Origin of the sequence: Variovorax monticola, from assembly GCF_051216855.1 — a bacterium.
Lineage (GTDB): Bacteria > Pseudomonadota > Gammaproteobacteria > Burkholderiales > Burkholderiaceae_C > Variovorax.
The window spans coordinates 164,579-183,357 of the sequence record NZ_JBPJZP010000007.1 but is presented as its reverse complement, the minus strand read 5'-3'; the positions used below and the strand labels follow the sequence as shown (position 1 = coordinate 183,357).

The following is an 18,779-nucleotide window of genomic DNA, read 5'->3' as shown; positions in this document are numbered from 1 at the left end:
GCTGCTCAGCGCGACAACGCGGGCAGCGCCTTCACCAGCGTCGCCACGAAGGCCTGCATCGCCTCGGTCTCGTGCGCGCCGCGCTTGGTGATGCGGTAGAAGTCCATGCCCACCCTGGGCTTGACCAGCACGTCGGTGCGCACGCGGTGGCGCCGGCAGGCCGCGAGCGCGAAGGTCGGCATCACGGCGGTGCCGAAGCCGGCCTCCACCATCGAGATCAACGTGCCGAAGAAATTGAACACGGGCCGCTGCGCGTCGGCGCAGCCGATGGCGCTCAGTTGCTGGTCGATCACCTTCTGGATCGGGTTGCCCGGCGGCAGGCCGACCAGTTCGGCGCTGCGCAAGGCCGACCAGGGCGCGGTGCCGATGGGCGGTGCTTCTTCAGCATCGGCACAGGGCGCCACCCGCATCAGGTGAAAGCGCCCGACCGGCGTGCGCTCCAGCCCCGAAGCGGCCTTGAAGAAGAAGCCCAGGCCCATGTCGGCGTCGCCGGCCGCCACCATCGCCTCCACGTCGCGCAGGTCGGCGTCGAACAGGCGAAGGCTCACCTGCGGGTGCGCCGCGCGGAAGGTGGTGAACACCTGCGGCAGCAGGTGCGAGGACACCAGCGGCGTGGCCGCGATGCGCAGCGTGCGGCGCGCCGCCTCGCCCGCGGCGCCGAGCTCGGCCGCCACGTCGTCCAGGTCGGTCAGCAGGCGCTCGATCACGGGCAGCAGCCGCCGGCCTTCGGGCGTGAGGCTCACCACGCGCGTGGTGCGCTCGAACAGGCGGCAGCCTAGCTGCTTTTCCATCTCGCGCACGAGGATGCTCAGCCCCGCCTGGGTGATGTGCGCCTGCTCGGCCGCGCGCGTGAAATTGCCGATGCGCGCCACCTGCAAAAAGGCACGCATCTGGCGGGTGGAGAGGTTCATAAGGATTCATGATAAATCCATAGCACATCTAAATTTCCCAAATGATCGATGCGCGTTCCTAATGCGGTCGGAGACAAGGAACCGAGCACGCAAAGCGAAGAGCCAATCACCATGAGCAACGAAGTCATCATCCTGGGCGCCGGCATCGGCGGCCTGACCCTCGCGCTGAGCCTGCACCAGGCCGGCATTCCCTGCCGCGTGTACGAGGCGGTGCCCGAGCTGAGGCCGCTGGGCGTGGGCATCAACCTGCTGCCGCACGCGGTGCGCGAACTGACCGAGCTCGGCCTGCTGCCGGCCCTCGACAAGGTGGGCGTGCGCACGCAGGAGGCCGTGTTCTTCACCGAGCACGGCCAGCTGATCTTCCGCGAGGCCGCCGGCCGGCACGCGGGCTACGACTGGCCGCAGTTCTCCATTCACCGCGGCGACCTGCAGACGCTGCTGTACGAGGAGACGCTGAAACGCCTGGGCCCCGACAGCGTGGTGTGCGGCCACCGCTGCACCGGCGCCACGCAGGACGCCGAAGGCGTGACGGTGCATTTCGCCGACGCGCCCTCGGTGCGCGGCGCGGTGGCAGTCGGCTGCGACGGCATCCACTCCGCGCTGCGCAAGCAGTTCTATCCCGACGAAGGCGCACCGCGCTATTCGGGCATCAACATGTGGCGCGGCACCACGCGCTGGAAGCCGTTTCTCTCGGGCGGCAGCATGGTGCGCGCGGGCTGGCTCGCGGTCGGCAAGATGGTGATCTACCCGATTCGCAACGACATCGACGCCGAAGGCCACCAGCTCGTCAACTGGGTTGCCGAGATCCACGCGCCGCAGCCCGCGCTGCGCGACTGGAGCCGCGTGGGCCGGCTCGAAGACTTTCTGCCCGCCTTTGCCGACTGGCACTTCGACTGGCTCGACGTGCCCGCGCTGATTCGCGCGTCGGACACCATCCTGGAGTACCCGATGGTCGACCAGGACCCGCTGCCGCGCTGGACGCACGGGCGCCTCACGCTGCTGGGCGACGCCGCGCACCCGATGGTGCCGCGCGGCTCCAACGGCGCGGGCCAGGCGATCATCGACGCGCGCTTTCTGGCCGGCGCATTGAAAGACCTGGGCGTGGGCACCGCCGCGCTGGAAGACTACGACCGCGTGCGCGTGAAGGCCACCACCGAGGTGGTGCTGACCAACCGCAGCAACCCGCCCGACGCCATCCTGCGCGAGGTGTTCGAGCGCTCGGGCGGCAAGCGCTTCGACAGGATCGAGGACGTGGTGCCCACCGCCGAGCTGCAGGCCATCTCGGACAACTACAAGCGCGTGGCCGGCTACGACCCGGTCGCGTTGAAGGCGCGGCCTTCGTTCCTTTGAACTTGCGCATTCCCACAAAAATACGGAGACAAGACCCCATGCATTCATCACTCACCAAGACCTTCGTCGCCCTGCTCGCCACGCTCGGCATGGCCACCGCCGCCCACGCCTGGCCCGACCAGCCGATCACGCTGGTGGTGCCCTACACGCCCGGCACCGGCATCGACCTGGTGGCACGCCAGCTCTCCGCGCGCCTGCCCGCATTGCTGGGCCAGCCGGTGGTCGTGGAAAACATCGCCGGCGCCAGCGGCAACATCGGCAGCGAGAAAGTCGCGCGCGCCAAGCCCGACGGCTACACGCTGATGGTGCAGGTCAACACGCTGGTGATGAACCGCAGCCTGTACAAGTCGCTCGGCTACGACCCGGTGGCCGACTTCGCGCCCGTGTCGCTCACCTCGTGGGGCACGCTGCTGCTGGTGACGAACCCGAACGTGCAGAAGGCAACCTCGGTGCAGCAGATGGTGAGCGCCGCCAAGGCCGCGCCGGGCAAGCTGACCTACGCCACGCCCGGCGTGGGCACGCCGCACCACCTGTCGATGGCCCTGCTGATGCAGGGCACCGGCACCGAGATGCTGCACGTGCCCTACAAGGGCACGGCCGGCGCGGTGACCGACCTGCTGGGCGGGCGCATCGACTACATGTTCCTGCCGGTGCACGTGGCGCTGCAGCACATCCAGGTCGGCAAGCTCAAGGCCATCGCCACCGGCAGCAGCAAGCGCCTGGCGCAGTTGCCCGACGTGCCCACGCTGGCCGAGGCCGGCGTGACCGCCGACAACGTGGACATGTGGTACGGCGTGCTCGCGCCCAAGGGCACGCCCGCGGACGTGGTGGCGCGGCTGAACACCGAGATCGCGAAGGTGCTGAAGCAGCCCGAGGTGGCGAAGTCGTTCGAGTCGCAGGGCATGGTGCCGGCCAGCTCGACGCCGGCGGAGTTCGGCACGTTGATCAAGAAGGATGCGGACCGCTGGGCAGGTGTGGTGAAGCGCGGCAACATCACGGCAGACTGAGTGTCTGTCTTTGTCTTTCTCCCTCCCCTTCCGGGGGAGGGTCGGGGTGGGGGCAAGCGGCCTTCGAACAGGCAGCGCTTTGACAAGGACCAAGAGTCCCGCGTTGTCCCCTCTCCCGCGTGCGGGAGAGGGCTAGGGTGAGGGCAGCGGCTTTTGAGAAGGCTGTGCTTTCGCAAAGGCCGCTTGCCCCCATCCCAACCTTCCCCCAGAGGGGGAAGGAACAATGCACCCCACACTCAGCGCGGCGCTTTCCCCGCATGCCGCGCCAGGTGCACCTGATGCAGCGTGATCTTGCGTACCTCCGCCTGGCTGGTCTCGATGTGCGCGCGCAGCAGCATCGCCGCCTGGTCGCCGCGGTTCGCGCGCACCGCCTTCAGTATCTTGGCGTGCTCCTCGTAGGTGGCGTCGATGCGCGGCTGCTTGGTGAAGTCGAGCCGGCGAATGATGCGGATCCGGTCGGTCACGTCGCCGTGCACGCGCGCCATCTCGGCATTGCCGGCAGCCGCCACCAAGGCACAGTGAAAGCCCTCGTCCCATTGCGCCACCTGGGCCATGTCGCTGCTGCGCTGCGCCAGGGGCGCCAGCCAGATGTCGGCCAGCGTGTCGAGCAGGGCACGGTCGATGTGGCGGTCCGTCTCGCACAGACGGTGCACGGCCGTGGTCTCCAGCACCATGCGCAGGTCGTAGAGCTGTTCGAACTGTTCGAAGTCGAAGGGCAGCACGCGCCAGCCGCTGCGAAACAGCACCTCCACGAAGCCTTCCTGCTGCAGCCGGAACAGCGCCTGCCGCACGGGCGTGCGCGACACGCCGAGCCGGTCGCTGATCTCGTTCTCGGTGAAGCGGTCGCCGGGCACGAGGATGAATTCGGCCACGTCGCGCTTGAGTTGCGCATACACCTCGTCGGCCCGCGTACGGAACACGGCCGCCTGGACAGGCGGGGCGGCGGAGACGGGAGTTTCGGGGCGGGGTCGGACGGTAGACACGGAGGGAATGTTAGTCGCTGGCGCGGGCGTCACGAGGGGCTGTTCAGCGCGGCCAGCAACGCGGCGCTCGGGGCTGTCCACCCGACGATGCCGCCCTGCGCGCGCACCATGTCGAGCGTCGCGGCCTTGAAGGCGGGAAAGTAGCTTTCGGTGCAGTCTTCGAGCAGCAGGCTGTCGTAGCCGCGGTCGTTCGCTTCGCGCATGCTGGTCTGCACGCACACCTCGGTCGTCACGCCGCCGAACAACAGGTGCGTGATGCCGCGTTGCTGCAGGAGTTCGTGCAGGCCGGTGGCATGGAACGCCCCTTTGCCGGGCTTGTCGATGACGAGCTCGCCGTCGACGGGCGCGAGCGCGTCGATGATCTGGTTGCCGGGCTCGCCCGCCACGAGGATGCGGCCCATCGGGCCTGGGTCGCCGATGCGCAGCGTGGGGCTGCCGCGGTTGCGCTTGGCCGGCGGGCAGTCGGAGAGGTCGGCCTTGTGCGCCTCGCGGGTGTGCACGACCAGGCCGCCGGCTTCACGCCAGGCCTCCAACGTCCTTCTGGTTGCAGGAACGATGGCCTCCAGCAGCGACACGTCGTTGCCCAGCGTTTCGCCGAAGCCGCCGGGCTCGATGAAGTCGCGCTGCATATCGATGAGGACGAGCGCTGTCTTCGCGACGTCGAACTCATAGGGAAAGGGATTCGCTTTGTCGATGCGCATGATGGAGCTCGCAGGTTCATCGGCCGAGGATGCCGTCACGGACGGGGTCATGCGGCTGCCTTCAGCGGCTCATGGTGCCCACCGCCCATGTGCGCCCCGATCACATGCCGCTCCGCCCCCGCAGCGGGCGTCTCGAACACGATCTGTCCTTCGCTCATCACGACGATGCGGTCCGCGAGCTCCAGCAGTTCGTCGAGGTCTTCGCTGATCAGCAGGACCGCACCGCCCTTCTCGCGCACCTGCACGATGCGTGAGTGGATCTCGGCGACCGCGGCGAAGTCGAGGCCGAACACGGGGTTCGCGGCAATCAGCACGTTGATGTCGCCGGCCAGCTCGCGCGCCAACACGGCGCGCTGCACATTGCCACCGGAGAGACTGCGAATCGGCGCACCTTCACCTTGTGTCTTCACGCCGTATTCCGCAATCCATTCACGCGCGCGGCTGCGCCAGTACGGAAAGCTCAGCACGCCACCGCGAGACAAGGGCGGCTGGTCGAAATCGCGCAGCGCCATGTTTTCCGCGACGCTCAGGTCGCCGACGCACGCATTGCGCAACGGCTCCTCCGGAAGGCTGCGCACCTTGAGGTTGCGGTTCTCCGCGCGGTGCGCGCCATAGGGCTGCCCCATCACCATGACCTTGCCGGCAAGGCGCGGGCGCTGGCCCACGAGCGCCTCGACGAGTTCACGCTGCCCGTTGCCCGACACACCGGCCACGCCGAGGATTTCTCCGGCGCGCACCGACAGGCTGAGGTCGTGCAACGCCAGCGTGCCGCGGTCGCCCTGCGCCTTCAGGCCTTCGACCTTCAGCGCGAAGGGCGCATCGGCAGGCACGGGCTTGCGGGTGAAGGGCGTCTGCGCCGCCGCAGCCTGTTCGCCGCCCATCATGGCCTGCGCCAGTTGCGCCGGGCTGGTGTCCGCCACGCGGCAGTGGTGCACCGCCTTGCCCCGGCGCAGCACCGTCACGCTGTCGGCATACGCCATCACTTCGCGAAACTTGTGCGTGATGATGAGCACCGTGCACATGCCGCTGCGCGCGAACTCGCGCACATGGCCCAGCACCTCGTCGGCCTCCTGCGGCGTGAGCACCGAGGTCGGCTCGTCGAGAATCAGCAGGCGAGGCTTCAGGTACAGCTGCTTCAGCAGTTCGAGCTTCTGCTTCTCGCCGGCCGCCAGCTCCGACGGCCGCACATCGAGGTCGAGGCTGAACGGGGTGGTCGCCAAAAATTCTTTCAGCTGTGCGCGCTTCGTCTTCCAGTCGATCAACGCGGGCGTCTTGCCGCCGGCGAGCAGCAGGTTCTCCGCGACCGTCATGCCCGGCGCCAGCGTGAAGTGCTGGTACACCATGCCGATGCCGAGCGCACGCGCCACGATCGGGTTGGCGATGTCCTGCTCGCGCCCGTCGATGAGGATGCTGCCTTCTTCCGCGCGCTGGAAGCCCGCCACGCACTTCACCAGCGTGCTCTTGCCCGCGCCGTTCTCTCCGAGCAGCGCGTGCACCGTGCCGGGCTCGACGCGCATGGTCACGCTGTCCATCGCGGTGAAGGCACCGAAGCGCTTGGTCAGTTGGTAGGTGTCGAGCGCGAGCGCGCCGCTGCCTGCGGGCAGGCCACCGATGGCGCGGGGTGATGTGGCGCTCATGTCGGTTCTCCGTTGCGAACGTCTTGAGAAGACTCGTTCAGGGCATGTGAACAGGCCGCCGGGTACTCCCCTCCGCGAATGTCCCCCGGGCTTCGCCCTCCTCCTTTATTTCGCTGCGGGGAGCACCCGACGCCCTGTTCACCTGGGCACGCTGTCGGTTTGCAGCCGATCAACAAGCGCTGCTGACAACGCTCACGCCGATGCGGTGCCCCTTTTCGCGAAATAAAGTAGGAGGCCGCAGGCCGGGGGACATTCGAGAAAAGGGGTAACGCGTCGGCGTGAGCGCGCCCCGAACGACCCTGGCAGCGACGAACAACAAGACCACGACTCATAGAACCGCCAACAGAGCCGACGAACTCGCATGTGCCCCGAAAACACCGCCCTGCATCGTGATCATCTTCAGCGCCGCCAAGTGGTTGCCATGGTCCGTCGCCGCCGTGCAATCGGACAACAGCAGGCACTCGAACCCCCGGTCGTTCGCGTCGCGCATCGTCGTGTGCACGCACACGTCGGTGGTGATGCCCGCGAGGATCAGGTTCTCGATGCCACGCGTACGCAAGATGAGCTCCAGGTCCGTCGCATAGAACGAGCCCTTGCCCGGCTTGTCGATCACCACCTCGCCCGGCAACGGCGCCAGCTCCGCAATGATGTTCCAGCCCGGCTCGCCGCGCACCAGGATGCGCCCGCACGGCCCGTCGTCGCCGATGCCCACGCCGTTGGCACCGATCTGCCGCGAACGCCAGCGCTTGTTCGCAGGCAGGTCCGCCAGGTCGGGCCTGTGGCCCTCGCGCGTGTGAATGATGTGAAAGCCCAGCGGGCGCAACGCCGCCAGCGTGCGCGCGATCGGCTGGATCGGCGCCTGCACCAGCGACAGGTCGTAGCCCATCACGTCGACATATCCGCCCTTGCCGCAGAAGTCGGTCTGCATGTCGATCACGATCAGCGCCGTGTTGTCGGGCCGCAGCGCGCCGTTGTAGGGCCAGGCATAGGGCTCGGCGGCGACGTGGCGCTCTGTGGTGTTGGCGATGGTGGTCGTCATGGCGCGCTCATCCCGCGTAGCCGCGTTCGGGCGGCGCGAAGCCGCAGCTCGTGCCGTCGGTCACCTTCACGTCGGCGCTCCACGGCAGCGTGTAGGTGCCGGCGGCCATGTCGTGCATGTAGGTGTAGGGGCAGTCCTGCGCGCCGCCCTTCACCGCGACGTAGCCGCGGTGGTAGAGCTGGTAGATGTTGTTCTCCACGCCCCAGCCCGTGCGCGCCTCGCGCACCAGGTCGGGCCGCAGCTCGGCGGTGATGATCTCGTCGACACGGCCGCCGCCCTCCACCATCACGGTGCCGTCGAAATTGCAGAACATGCCCTCGCCCATCGAGTCGAAGCTGCCGTCGCTGCCGCACAGGCACACGCTCGCCGTGTAGGCCAGGTTGCAGAAGGCATTGGCCTGGTTGGTGATCTTCCAGGCGTGGCGAATGGGCGCGGTGTAGCCGGCGGTGCGCAGGATGATGTCGGCGCCCTTGTACGCGGCCTCGCGCGCCATCTCGGGGAACATGCCGTCGTGGCAGATGATGAGCGCGAGCTTGCTGCCGTTGGGGCCGTCGCACACCGGGATGCCGAGGTTGCCCGGCTCCCAGGGTTCCACCGGCACCCACGGGTGCAGCTTGCGGTAGTAGAGCTTGATGTCGCCGTGGTCGTCGATGATCAGCCCGCTGTTGTACGGGTTGCCGCCGGGGTTGGCCTCCATGATCGAGAAGCAGCCCCAGATGCGGTGCTCGACACAGGCCTGCCTGAAGGCCGCCACTTCGGGGCCGTCGAGCGTGCACATGATCTCGGGGTGGGTGTCCATCGACAGGCCGTGCAGCGCGTACTCCGGGAACACCACCAGGTCCATCGTGCCCTGGTTGCGGCGGGCCTTGCCCACCATGTCGCAGATGCGCCGCGTTTGCGCGGCCAGGTCGGCCGGGGTCTTCACGCTGGGCAGTTGCAGCTGCACCAGGCCCACGACCACGCCGTGCGCCGATTTGTTGAGGCCTCCGAAACCGCTCATTGCATTCAACTCCTTGTCGATGAAAGTTCGCCGGGGCTGCCGACGGCCGCACTGCCCGGCTTGCAGGTGAACACCAATATCACCAGCGTGAGCACATAGGGCACGGTGTTGAACAGGTGGTAGCCCCAGCCGATGCCGATGGACTGCAGCGCAGGCCCGATGGCGCCCGCGCCGCCGAACAGCAGCGCCGCGCCCACGCAGCGCAACGGGCTCCAGCGCGCGAAGATCACCAGCGCCACGGCGATCAGGCCCTGCCCGCTGGAAATGCCTTCGTTCCAGCTGCCCGGGTAGAACAGCGTGAGCGACGCACCGCCGAGGCCGGCGATGAACCCGCCCGCCGTGGTCGCCGCGATGCGCAAGCCCGACACCGAATAGCCGAGCGCGCGCGTGGCCTGCGCCGAGTCGCCCGCCATGCGCACCAGCAAGCCGGCACGCGTGCGCGCGAAGCCCCACCACAGCAGCACCGCGAGCGCCACGCCGATGGGCACCAGCGCGTTGAGCTGCAACGCAGATCGCACCACCGTGTTGTCGCTCCAGAAGCCCAGCGGAATGGCGGGGATCTGCGGCGCCTGCGGCTGGATCAGCGGCTTGCCGAGATAGAAGGCCAGGCCCGTGCCCAGCAGCATCAGCGCGATGCCGGTGGCCACGTCGTTCACGCGGTCGAGCGAGCACAGCAGGCCGTGCAGCAGCGCGAGCAGCGCACCGGCCACCGCGCCGACCAGCACGCCGAGCCAGGCCGAATCGGTGAGGTAGGCGCCGCCGAAGGCCGCCATGGCCGACAGCACCAGCACGCCTTCGAGCCCGAGGTTGATGCGGCCCGACTTCTCGGTGAGGCATTCGCCCAGGCTCACGAAGAGAAAGGGTGCGCCCACGCGCAAAGCGCCGCCGACGATGCCGGCCACGAGCGCGATCCATTGGTCAGCGGTCATTCAAATACCTCCGTGCTTCGCACTGCGGTGCGACCTTGCTTGGGGCGGCCCGGCGCGGCGGTCATTCAAATACCTCCGTGCTTCGCACTGCGGTGCGACCTTGCTTGGGGCGGCCCGGCGCGGCGGTCATGCCACAGCACTCCTGTCGTGGTTCGTGTCGTAGCTTTTCGCCTCGGGCAGCATGCGGTCGCCGAACTTCTTCCAGTTGACGGTGCGCAGCCCCTCGCTCGCCAGGATGAGCACGAAGGCGATGCCCTGCAGCACCAGCACCGACGCATCGGGCAGGCCGAGCCGCCGCTGCAGCAGGCTGCCCGCCGCGCCGAAGCCGCCGAACAGGATGGCCACCGGCACGATGGCCACCGGGTTGTGCCGCGCGATGAACGACACCAGGATGCCCGCGTAGCCGTAGCCCGCAATCAGCGAGGCGTTGGCGTTGGTGTGCACCGCCGCCACCTCGACCGCGCCCGCCAGGCCCGCGCATGCGCCGCCCAGCCCGCAGGCCGAAAGAATGAGCCGCGTGGCCGGCAGCCCCACCAACTGCGCGGTGCGCGGATTGCCGCCCACCACGCGCACCGAAAAACCCGACACCGTGGCGCGCAGCCACCAGCCGAGCGCCAGGCACGCCACCACGCCGATCGCCAGGCCCCAGTGGATGTCGGAGCCGCCGATGCCGCCGATGAGCAGCCCGTCGTTCAGCGCATAGGTCGAGGGCTTGTTCAGGCTCGCCGGATCGCGCAGCGGCCCCTCGACCAGGTGCTTGAAGATGCCGATGGCGATGTAGGCCAGCAGCAGGCTGCTGATGGTTTCGTTGATGCCGCGAAACTGCCGCAGCCACCCCGCCAGCATGATCCACAGCCCGCCCGCAATGGCGCCCGCGATGCACACGATGACCGTGCCGACGACGTTGCCCGGCAGCGGCACCGCATGCGCGAGCGCCGCGCAGGCCAGCCCGCCCAGCACCAGCGCGCCCTCGCCGCCGATGACGATCAGCCCGGCGCGCGCGGGCAGCGCCACGCACAGGGCAGTGAGCATCAGCGGCGCGGCGCGCTGCAGCGTGTTCTGCCAGGAGAACCAGTCGCCGAACGCGCCCTTGAACAGCGTGGTCCATACCTCCACCGGGTCGACGCCGGCGAAGGCCACCATCAGGCCGAACAACAGCAGCGCCGCCGCGATGGCGAACACCGGCAGGGCGAATTCCTTGAGTGCGTGGCGCATTTCGGTAGTGCGGACTCGATCAGACGGAGCCGACCACACCCTCGACCAGGTAGTTCATCTTCTCGAGCTCGAGGTCGGTCTGCTTGAGGACCTTGCCAGCCGGCACCACCACCGCGCCCTTGTTGTCCTTGATGCCGTCCTTGAAGATGTCGAAGCTGCCCGCGATCATCCTGGCCTTGATGTCGTCGGCCTGCTTCTTCGCGGCGTCCGGCACCATGGGGCCGTAGGCGGACATCTTCACGTAGCCCTCCTTCAGTCCTCCGCGCAGGAAGTTGGGGTGCGGCTTGCCGGCTTGCGCGGCGTCGATGATGGTCTTGTACGCGGTGAGCCAGTTCCACTCGGCCCCCGTGAGGTACGCGTTCGGCGCCAGCTTGGCCTGGCTCGCGTGGTAGCCGCAGACCATCTTGCCGCGCTTGGCGGCGGTCTCGACCACCACCTTGGGGCCGTCCACGTGCATGGTGAACACGTCGCAGCCCTGGTCGGCCAGGCTGTTGGTGGCCTCGGCCTCCTTCACCGCCATCGACCAGTCGCCCGTGAAGATCACGCTGCAGGTGATGTTCGGCTTGACCGAGCGCGCACCCAGCGTGAAGGCGTTGATGTTGCGCAGCACCTGCGGAATGGGCTTGGCGGCGACGAAGGCGATCTTGTTGCTCTTGGTCATGTGCGCCGCGATCACGCCGTTCAGGAACTGGCATTCGTCGATGTAGCCGAAGAAGCTGCCCGCGTTCTTCGGGTGCTTGCCTTCGGTCCACAGCCCGCCGCAGTGCGAGAAGCGCACGTCGGGGTACTTGGGCGCCACCGCGAGGATGTGCGGATCGAAGTAGCCGAAGGACGTGGGAAACAGCAGCTTGGCGCCGTCCTGCGAAATCATGCCGGCCATGGTCTTCTGCACGGCGGCGGTCTCGGGCACGTTCTCTTCTTCGACCACCTTGATGCCGGGCATTTTCTTGACCTCGGCGGCGGCCTGCGCGTGGGCCTGGTTGTAGCCGTAGTCGTCGCGCGCGCCGACGTAGATCACACCGACCGTGAGCGGCTTGGCCTGCGCGCTGGCCAGGGCGCTCCAGCCCCCGAGGGAGCCGGCGGCGCCCAGCGCGGTCAGGGTCTTGAGGGAATCGCGGCGATTGAGTGGGCGGGTCATGACGTACTCCGTTGCTGGATACAAGTTGAAGGACTGGAAGAAAAAACGTTGTGCGGCGCGTGCCTCAGCCGAGCAGGCTGACGTGCGCCGAGACCACGCGCCAACCCTCGGGCGTGCGCATCCAGGTCTGGCTCTGGCGGCCGGTGCGCTCGGCACCTTCGCGGCGGAACTCGCAGTTGGCGGTGGCGAAGTCGCGCCCGTAGGTGGTGATGACGGTGATCAGCAGTTCGCGCGCCAGCCCCTGCGAGGGGCGCGATGCACGAAAGGCCCGGATCTCGTCATGGCCGTAGAGGTTTTCGGTGGCGCCGTAGCGCAGCGTGGTCGGGCTGTTCCAGAACAGCGCGTCCAGCACCTCGACCTTGTTGTGGACCAGCGCGTCTTCGTAGCGGGCGAAAGCGCCTTGCACTTCGGCCAGCACGTCGGGCAGGTTGATGTCGCTGGCGTTCATGCGGGGGTTTTTTCCGGATTCAGCGCGGCAACGGGCGCATGCGCCACGCCCGCCGCTTCGAGTGCCGCGGCCACGCGCAGCACGAGGTCTTCGCGCCAGGGCGCGGCGATCACCTGCACGCCAATAGGCAAGTTAGGCAAGTTCGGCAGGTTGGCGTGCGCGCCCCACACCGGCACCGCGCACACCGGCAGGCCGATGCACGAGAAGGGCTGGGTCAGCAGGCCCATGTTGGGGCGCACCGGCAGCTTGTGGCCGTTGACCTCGAAGGTCTCCGCGCCCACGGGCGTGGCCGCGGTGGGCGTGGCCGGGGCCAGCAGGATGTCGTAGCGGCCGAACAGGCGCGCCACGGCTTCGGCATAGAGCCGGCGCACGCGCTGCGCGCGCGACACCCAGGCAGCGGGCAGCAGCGCGCCCGCGAGGAAGCGGTCGCGCGAGAGCGGCTCGAAGTCGTGTGCGCGGCGGCGCAGGTCTTGCAAATGCAGCGCGGCGCCTTCCGCGTTGGTGATGAGGAAAGCCGCGGCGCGCCCCGCCTCGACCATCGGCAGTTCGACGCTGGCCTGCGAGACGCCCGAGCCCAGCGCATCGGCCACCAGATCGACGGCGGCCAGCGCCTCGGCGCCGGCGCGCTGGTGAAAGTAGCCGCCGAGCACGCCGATGCGCAAGCCCCGCGTGCCGTGCGCCAGCACGCCTGACACGGGCTGCGCGGCGCGTTGTGCGCAGCCGGGGTCGTGTGGATGACCGGCTTCTTCCGGCCCCTGCATCGCGTCGTAGACCAGCGCCAGGTCGCGCGCCGAACGGGCGAAGGGGCCCAGATGGTCCAGGCTGGACACGAACGGAAAGCTCCCCGTGCGCGGCAGCCGCCCGAAGGTGGGCTTGAGCCCGAACACGCCGCACAGCGAGGCGGGCACACGGATCGATCCGTTGGTGTCCGAGCCCAGCGTGAGCGGCACCTGGCCCGCGGCCACCGCAGCGCCCGAGCCGCCCGACGAACCGCCCGCGATGCGCGTGAGGTCGTGCGGGTTGCGCGTGGGGCCTTCGTGGCTGTTCTCGGTGGTGAAGCCGTAGGCGTACTCGTCCATGTTGAGCGCGCCCACCAGCACCGCGCCGGCGCGCTCCAGGCGGCGCACCAGCGTGGCGTCGGCGCGCGCGGGGGCCGTCTGGCGTTCGATCTTCGAGCCCGCGAGCGTGGGCAGGCCGGCAATGTCGAACAGGTTCTTCACCGCGAAGGGCACGCCGAGCAGCGGCAGCGCGCGGGTGCGTTCGCCCTGCGCCGAAGCCAGCGAGGCGTCGACCTGCCCGGCGCGGCGCAGCGCGCGTTCGCTCAGCACGGAAGTGAAGGCGTTGACGCGGCCGTCGGTGGCGTCCACACGGTCCAGGCTGGCCTGCACCAGCGCGGTGGCGCTTGCGGCACCGCTGCGCACGGCGTCGGCCATGGCAGACGCGTCGCGCGCCAGCAGCTCTGCCGGGGTCATGCCTCTTTCTCCTGCGGTTCGACCGGCGAAAAATGCACCGCCGACTCGACGGACATGGCCAGCGGCACCGCCTCGACCACCGCGGCGAACTCGGCCGCGAGCGCGAAGTAGCGCAGCACGCCGGGCCGGTGGTCGGGCGACAGGCGCAGGTCGAGCACCGCGGCGGCGGCGTCGACGTAGCTTTCGATCTGTGCGGGTGTCATGGCAAGGCTCCTTCTATCGGCGTACTTCGCGCTGGAAGATGTCGAGGCTGAGCTTCTTCATGGCCACGAAGCTCTCGGTGCTCAGCGTCTCCACGGTGCGCGGGCGCGCATCGCCGTAACGCAAGATCTCTGCCACCTTGGTGGGCCGCTTGGTCAGCAGCAGCACCTCGTCGGCGAGGTACACGGCTTCTTCGAGGTCGTGCGACACCAGCAGCATGGTGGTGCCGGTCTGCATGAACACCTCCTGCAGCTTCTCGCGGATGAAGAGGGTCATCTCGAAGTCGAGCGCGGAGAAGGGCTCGTCGAGAAACAGCACCTCGGGGTTGGGCGCCAGCGCACGCATGATCGACGCGGTCTGCTGCTGGCCGCCCGAGAGTTCGTAGGGAAAGCGCTTCAGGTCGAACTTGACGTCGAAGGACGCCACCAGCTCCTGCATGCGCCGGTCGACCTCGGCCTTGCTGCGCCCTTCGAGCTTCAGCGGGTAGGCGATGTTGTCGATGGTGCGCATCCACGGGAACATCGCCTCGCGGTAGTTCTGGAACACGTAGCCGATCTTGGTGTCCTTGCGCTGCTTGCCGTCGAACAGGATCTCGCCCGCGTCGATGGGCACCAGCCCCGCGATCATGTTGATGAGCGTGGACTTGCCGCAGCCGTTGGGCCCGAACACCGAGACGATGGCCCGCTTGGGAATGTCGAGGTCGAAGTTCTCGTACAGCGGCCATCCCGCGAAGTACTTGGTCAGGCCGCGAATGGTGATGTGCGTGCCGGCCGGGCCGGGCTTGAACACGGGGGTGGGCACGTCGGCGTACACCGGGCCGTTCAGAACGATGTCGGAGGTCATTTTCATCTTCCGCTCCAGTGCACGATGCGGCGCTCGGCGACGAGGAAAAGAATGTTGAGCGCGTAGCCCAGCGCACCGGCCGAAAGAATCGCCGCGTACATGCTCTTCACGTTGAGCACCTGCTGCGCGTCGATGATGCGGTGGCCCAGCCCGGTGTCGGAGCCGATGAACATCTCGGCCACGATGACGATCACCAGCGCCATCGACACCGCCGAGCGCAGGCCGACGAAGGTGGGCTGCATGCTCTCCCAGATCAGCACGTCCTTGAAGACCTGCCAGCGTGACGCGCCCATGACCTTGGCGGCCATCACGCGCTGCTTGCGCGCATTCATCACGCCGTAGGCGCTGTTGAACACCACGATGAGCAACGCACCGAAAGCCGCGATGGCCACCTTGTTGACATCGCTCACGCCGAAGATCAGCAGGAACAGCGGAATCAGCGCGGACGAGGGCGTGGAGCGGAAGAAGTCGATCAAAAACTCCACGCTGCGATAAGCCTTCTCGTTGCTGCCGAGCAGCACGCCCAGCGGCACGCCGATGGCCGCCGCGATGACGAAGGCCTGCAGCGTGCGCCACACGGTCATCGCGAAGTCGGTGAGCAGCGGCCCGCCCGCCAGGCCGGTGACAAGCGCGGCGATGGTGTCGGCCGGCGTGGGCAGCAGGATGGGCTTGATGAAGCCCAGGCGCACCACCAGGTCCCAGGCGATGAACAGCACCACCGGCCCGATGAAGGGCAGCAGGCGGTCGCGCAGCGGCGTCTTCGGTGCGGCAGCGTTAAGGCTGGCCGGCGGGGTCCACGGCGCGGCCGTGGTCGTGCTTGCGTCGGCCATGGTCAGGCCTTGTAGAGCAGCGTGTCCACCAGCACCTTCTTCTCGAAGATGCCTTTCTCGGTGAACAGGTCGTAGAACTTCTGGAAGTACGCAACGTCGCTGGGCTTGAACTCGTTGTAGAGCATGTACGACGCGAGCGGCACTTCGGCCGTGAGCTTGCCTTCGATGGCGGTGTAGCCCTTCATGAACTGGCGCGCCTCGTCGGGCTGGGTGCGCACCAGTTCCACGCCGCGTGCATAGGCGGCGATGTACTTCTTCGCGACCTCGGGGTTCTTCTTGATGAACTCGGTGGTGAGGCTGGCCGCGCCGCCATGCCACGGCGCCATCGGGTCGCCCAGGATGTACTTGGCGACCACGCCCGCTTCGATGACGCGCGTGGTGCCGTTCATGCGGCCCACGGTGCCGGTGGGCTCCAGCGTGTAGCAGGCGTCGACCTGGCCCGCCACCAGCGCGGCCACGTGCTGGCCGATGGGCAGCTCGGTGACGGTCGCGCCCTTGGCGCCGGCGCGCTCCAGCATGGTCTTGCACAGCGTGACGTTCTGGATGCCCGGGCCCGAGGCCACCCGCTTTCCGGCCAGCTCGGCCACGGTCTTGACGGGGCTGTCCTTGGCGACGATGAACTCGTCGAGCACGAACCTGGCGTTGCTCGGGTTGGTGCAGAAGATCTTGAAGAGGCCGGGCTGCGCGATTTCGCCGATGGCGAGGTTGGCCGTGCCCGTACCGTTGGCGCTGCCGTCGCAACGGCCCGCGAGCATGCCTTCCATCACCTGCTGCGCGCCGGCGAACTTGAGCGGCTCGACGTCGAGGCCGGCTTCCTTGAAGTAGCCCTTGTCCACCGCCGCGAAAAACGGCAGGCCAGCGGCCACGGGCCAGAAGCCGATGCGCAGCTTGGGCGCGGCCTGCGCGCGCACCAGGGCGGGCGCGGCCAGCACGGCCAGGCCCGCGGCGCCGGCCTGCAGCAGCTGGCGGCGGTGGCGCGAAGCGGAGGGTTTCTTTGGGGTGCTCATCGGAACTCCTGGATCAAAGTCAAAGGGAAGAAGGTGCCGGGCCGGTGCCGGTGCGGCTGGCGACGTAGGCACGCCAGCCGCCAAAAGAGCTCACGTCCTGCGCGCCGGCCAGCGCGTGGCCTTCGCAGATGAAGCCCTTGACCCAGCTGCCGTCGGCCAGCTCGACGCTGCCAAGGCCGAGGGGCGGCGGAATCAGCGCGAGGAAGCTGCCGACCTGCGCAAGGGGCACGGCCCACACTTCCAGCGCGATGGCGGTGCCCGCGCCGCCTTCGGCCACGCGCTGCAGGCCGGGCTTGGGCGGCACGGTGCCCGGCAGCGCGTACAGGCGGTAGTCCGGCGACGTGGCGGTGGCGCGCAGCAGCGTGGCACCGCGCTCGGTGAGCTGGCCGTTGAGCGGCATGCCCGACAGGTGCGCACCGACCACGGCGACAGGCAGCATGTCGGCACCGGCTGCGGCGAGCCCCGGAATGGCGCGCATCGCGGGCAGCGGCTTGCCCGTGGCGCCCTGCGCGAGTCCCGTGGCGTGGTGGTAGCGCTGGCCCAGGTCGGCCAGTGCCAGGTCGCTGCCGCAGGGCCCGATCAGCGTGATGCCGAACGGCAGGCCGTCGTCGCGCAGGCTGCTGGGCACCGAGAGCGCGGCGTAGTCGAGCAGGTTGACGAAGTTGGTGTACCCGCCCAGGTTGCGGTTGAGCGCCACCGGGTCGGCACGCATCTGCTCGCGGGTGTAGTGCGTGGGCGCGGTGGGCACCACCAGCACGTCGATGCCGCGCCACATCGGCTCGACCTTCTGCGCGATGGCGCGCAGGTGCGTTTGCGCGTCGAACACGTCGGCGGCGTTGTAGCCGCGGCCGGCGGCGAGGATGCCGCGCACGGGCTCGATGACCTCGTCGGCGTGCGCGTCGAAGAATTCGCGCACCGCGGCGTAGCGCTCGGCGACCAGCGCGCTTTCGTACAGCAGCGCGGCGGCCTCGGCGAGCGGCGCGTAGGCAATGGTGACGGGCGAGCCGCCCATGGCCAGCAGCCGCGCGGTGGCGTCGTTGAAGGCCTGCTCGGCGGCGGTGTCGCCGAAAAAGCTCAGCGTGTCGGGCACGCCGAAGGAGAAGCGCGCGGGCAGCGGCTCGCGGTCCAGGCGCAGGTCGCGCGAGTACGGGTCGCGCGCGTCGTGGCCGGCGGCGGCCAGCAGCACGTCGACGGCGGTGGCGACGGTGGTCGCGAAGATGGAAACGCAGTCCGCGCTCTGCGCCGCCGGCACCACGCCGAAGGTGCTCAGCAGGCCGCGCGAAGGCTTCAGGCCGACGATGTTGTTGAGCCCGGCAGGCACGCGGCCCGAGCCTGCGGTGTCGGTGCCGAGCGCGAAGTCGACCTCGCCGGCGGCCACCAGGTAGGCCGAGCCCGAGCTGGAGCCGCCCGACACGCAGCGCGCGTCGAAAGCGTTGGGCACCTCGCCGTAAGGCGAGCGTGTGCCGTTCAGGCCGCAGGCGAACTGGTCGAGGTTGGTCTTGCCGGCCAGCGATGCACCGGCTTCGAGCAGGCGCTGCACCACGGCCGCGTGGACCGTGGGGTGGCGCTCGAAGGCCGGGCAGGCGGCGGTGGTGGGCACGCCGGCCACGTCGATGTTGTCCTTGACCGCGAAGCGCAAGCCGGCGAGCGGCAGGGCGGAACCCAGGGCTTGGCTGGCGCGCGTGTCGACGACGGGGGACGCGAATTTCGCGATCCAGGCGGCGGCGGGAGATCCGTTTTCTTCATGCACCATCATCAGGCATCCAAACATGTGTACAAGTTGAGATGCAAGCGGCGTGCCAGCGGAAAGGGGGCGTTGGATTGGCTCCTTCCCCTTCCGGGGGAAGGCTGGGATGGGGGCAGGCCTTCAATCAGGCGCCGCGCTTTTCAGGAGGCCGTCGTGCCCCCACCCCCACCCCCGCCCTCCCCCGGGAGGGGAGGGAGCAAGGCAGGAATGCGGTCTCGGATTGACTCCTTCCCCTTCTGGGGGAAGGCTGGGATGGGGGCAGGCCTTCGATCAGGCGCCGCGCTTTTCAGGAGGCCGTCGTGCCCCCACCCCGACCCTCCC

18 protein-coding genes are annotated in these 18,779 nt (G+C 68.7%); 2 read left to right on the top strand and 16 right to left on the bottom strand.

The features are described 5' to 3' along the window. Positions 1 to 5 precede the first annotated feature (5 nt). Entirely contained in the window at positions 6 to 911 is a 906-nt protein-coding gene (locus ACSFA5_RS24960; RefSeq protein WP_435446736.1) for a LysR family transcriptional regulator, read from the bottom strand. Positions 912 to 1,022: 111 nt separating this feature from the next. Between ACSFA5_RS24960 and ACSFA5_RS24955 the strand changes: the two genes are divergently transcribed. Further along, positions 1,023 to 2,261 carry a flavin-dependent oxidoreductase gene (locus tag ACSFA5_RS24955; RefSeq protein ID WP_435446735.1) on the top strand — a complete coding sequence of 413 codons (1,239 nt, stop codon included), beginning with the start codon at positions 1,023 to 1,025 and terminating at the stop codon, positions 2,259 to 2,261. Between the two features lie 38 nt (positions 2,262 to 2,299). Next, on the top strand, positions 2,300 to 3,268 hold the full coding sequence (locus ACSFA5_RS24950) for a Bug family tripartite tricarboxylate transporter substrate binding protein (protein WP_435446734.1): 969 nt from the start codon (positions 2,300 to 2,302) through the stop codon (positions 3,266 to 3,268). 236 nt (positions 3,269 to 3,504) lie between these two features. Here the strand turns inward: ACSFA5_RS24950 and ACSFA5_RS24945 are convergent, their stop codons facing one another. The 15 genes from ACSFA5_RS24945 to atzF form a co-directional block, all read right to left on the bottom strand. Continuing rightward, complete coding sequence (locus tag ACSFA5_RS24945; RefSeq protein ID WP_435446733.1) at positions 3,505 to 4,251, bottom strand: GntR family transcriptional regulator; 747 nt, start codon at positions 4,249 to 4,251, stop codon at positions 3,505 to 3,507. Positions 4,252 to 4,280: 29 nt separating this feature from the next. After that, complete coding sequence (locus ACSFA5_RS24940) at positions 4,281 to 4,952, bottom strand: cysteine hydrolase family protein (protein WP_435446732.1); 672 nt, start codon at positions 4,950 to 4,952, stop codon at positions 4,281 to 4,283. A 47-nt stretch (positions 4,953 to 4,999) separates the two neighbouring features. Beyond that, positions 5,000 to 6,589 (bottom strand): ABC transporter ATP-binding protein, encoded by a 1,590-nt coding sequence (locus tag ACSFA5_RS24935; RefSeq protein WP_435446731.1) that lies wholly within the window; start codon positions 6,587 to 6,589, stop codon positions 5,000 to 5,002. Between the two features lie 328 nt (positions 6,590 to 6,917). Beyond that, entirely contained in the window at positions 6,918 to 7,628 is a 711-nt protein-coding gene (gene biuH / locus ACSFA5_RS24930) for a biuret amidohydrolase (RefSeq protein WP_435446730.1), read from the bottom strand. A gap of 7 nt (positions 7,629 to 7,635) precedes the next feature. Then, positions 7,636 to 8,628: a formamidase gene (locus ACSFA5_RS24925; protein WP_435446729.1), complete on the bottom strand. Its 993-nt coding sequence runs from the start codon at positions 8,626 to 8,628 to the stop codon at positions 7,636 to 7,638. A 5-nt stretch (positions 8,629 to 8,633) separates the two neighbouring features. Then, positions 8,634 to 9,557, bottom strand: a complete 924-nt coding sequence (locus ACSFA5_RS24920) for an ABC transporter permease (protein ID WP_108140058.1) — start codon at positions 9,555 to 9,557, stop codon at positions 8,634 to 8,636. Positions 9,558 to 9,683: 126 nt separating this feature from the next. After that, positions 9,684 to 10,772: an ABC transporter permease gene (locus tag ACSFA5_RS24915; RefSeq protein WP_435446728.1), complete on the bottom strand. Its 1,089-nt coding sequence runs from the start codon at positions 10,770 to 10,772 to the stop codon at positions 9,684 to 9,686. A 19-nt stretch (positions 10,773 to 10,791) separates the two neighbouring features. Then, complete coding sequence (locus tag ACSFA5_RS24910; RefSeq protein ID WP_435446727.1) at positions 10,792 to 11,910, bottom strand: BMP family ABC transporter substrate-binding protein; 1,119 nt, start codon at positions 11,908 to 11,910, stop codon at positions 10,792 to 10,794. Positions 11,911 to 11,974: 64 nt separating this feature from the next. After that, the gene (gene hpxZ, locus ACSFA5_RS24905) at positions 11,975 to 12,358 is read right to left on the bottom strand and encodes an oxalurate catabolism protein HpxZ (protein ID WP_435446726.1); all 384 of its coding nucleotides are present in this window, start codon (positions 12,356 to 12,358) and stop codon (positions 11,975 to 11,977) included. Next, the gene (locus tag ACSFA5_RS24900; protein ID WP_435446725.1) at positions 12,355 to 13,830 is read right to left on the bottom strand and encodes an AtzE family amidohydrolase; all 1,476 of its coding nucleotides are present in this window, start codon (positions 13,828 to 13,830) and stop codon (positions 12,355 to 12,357) included. Before ACSFA5_RS24900 ends, hpxZ begins: the two co-directional genes overlap by 4 nt. Next, entirely contained in the window at positions 13,827 to 14,033 is a 207-nt protein-coding gene (locus ACSFA5_RS24895; RefSeq protein WP_435446724.1) for an AtzG-like protein, read from the bottom strand. Before ACSFA5_RS24895 ends, ACSFA5_RS24900 begins: the two co-directional genes overlap by 4 nt. Before the next feature lie 13 nt (positions 14,034 to 14,046). Beyond that, positions 14,047 to 14,880 (bottom strand): ABC transporter ATP-binding protein, encoded by an 834-nt coding sequence (locus tag ACSFA5_RS24890; protein ID WP_435446723.1) that lies wholly within the window; start codon positions 14,878 to 14,880, stop codon positions 14,047 to 14,049. After that, entirely contained in the window at positions 14,877 to 15,704 is an 828-nt protein-coding gene (locus ACSFA5_RS24885) for an ABC transporter permease (RefSeq protein WP_435446722.1), read from the bottom strand. Before ACSFA5_RS24885 ends, ACSFA5_RS24890 begins: the two co-directional genes overlap by 4 nt. 2 nt (positions 15,705 to 15,706) lie before the next feature. Continuing rightward, a complete protein-coding gene (locus tag ACSFA5_RS24880; RefSeq protein WP_435446721.1) occupies positions 15,707 to 16,711 on the bottom strand; it encodes an ABC transporter substrate-binding protein in 1,005 nt (334 codons plus the stop codon). 19 nt (positions 16,712 to 16,730) lie between these two features. Next, positions 16,731 to 18,467 (bottom strand): allophanate hydrolase, encoded by a 1,737-nt coding sequence (atzF, locus tag ACSFA5_RS24875; RefSeq protein ID WP_435446720.1) that lies wholly within the window; start codon positions 18,465 to 18,467, stop codon positions 16,731 to 16,733. Positions 18,468 to 18,779: the final 312 nt, after the last annotated feature.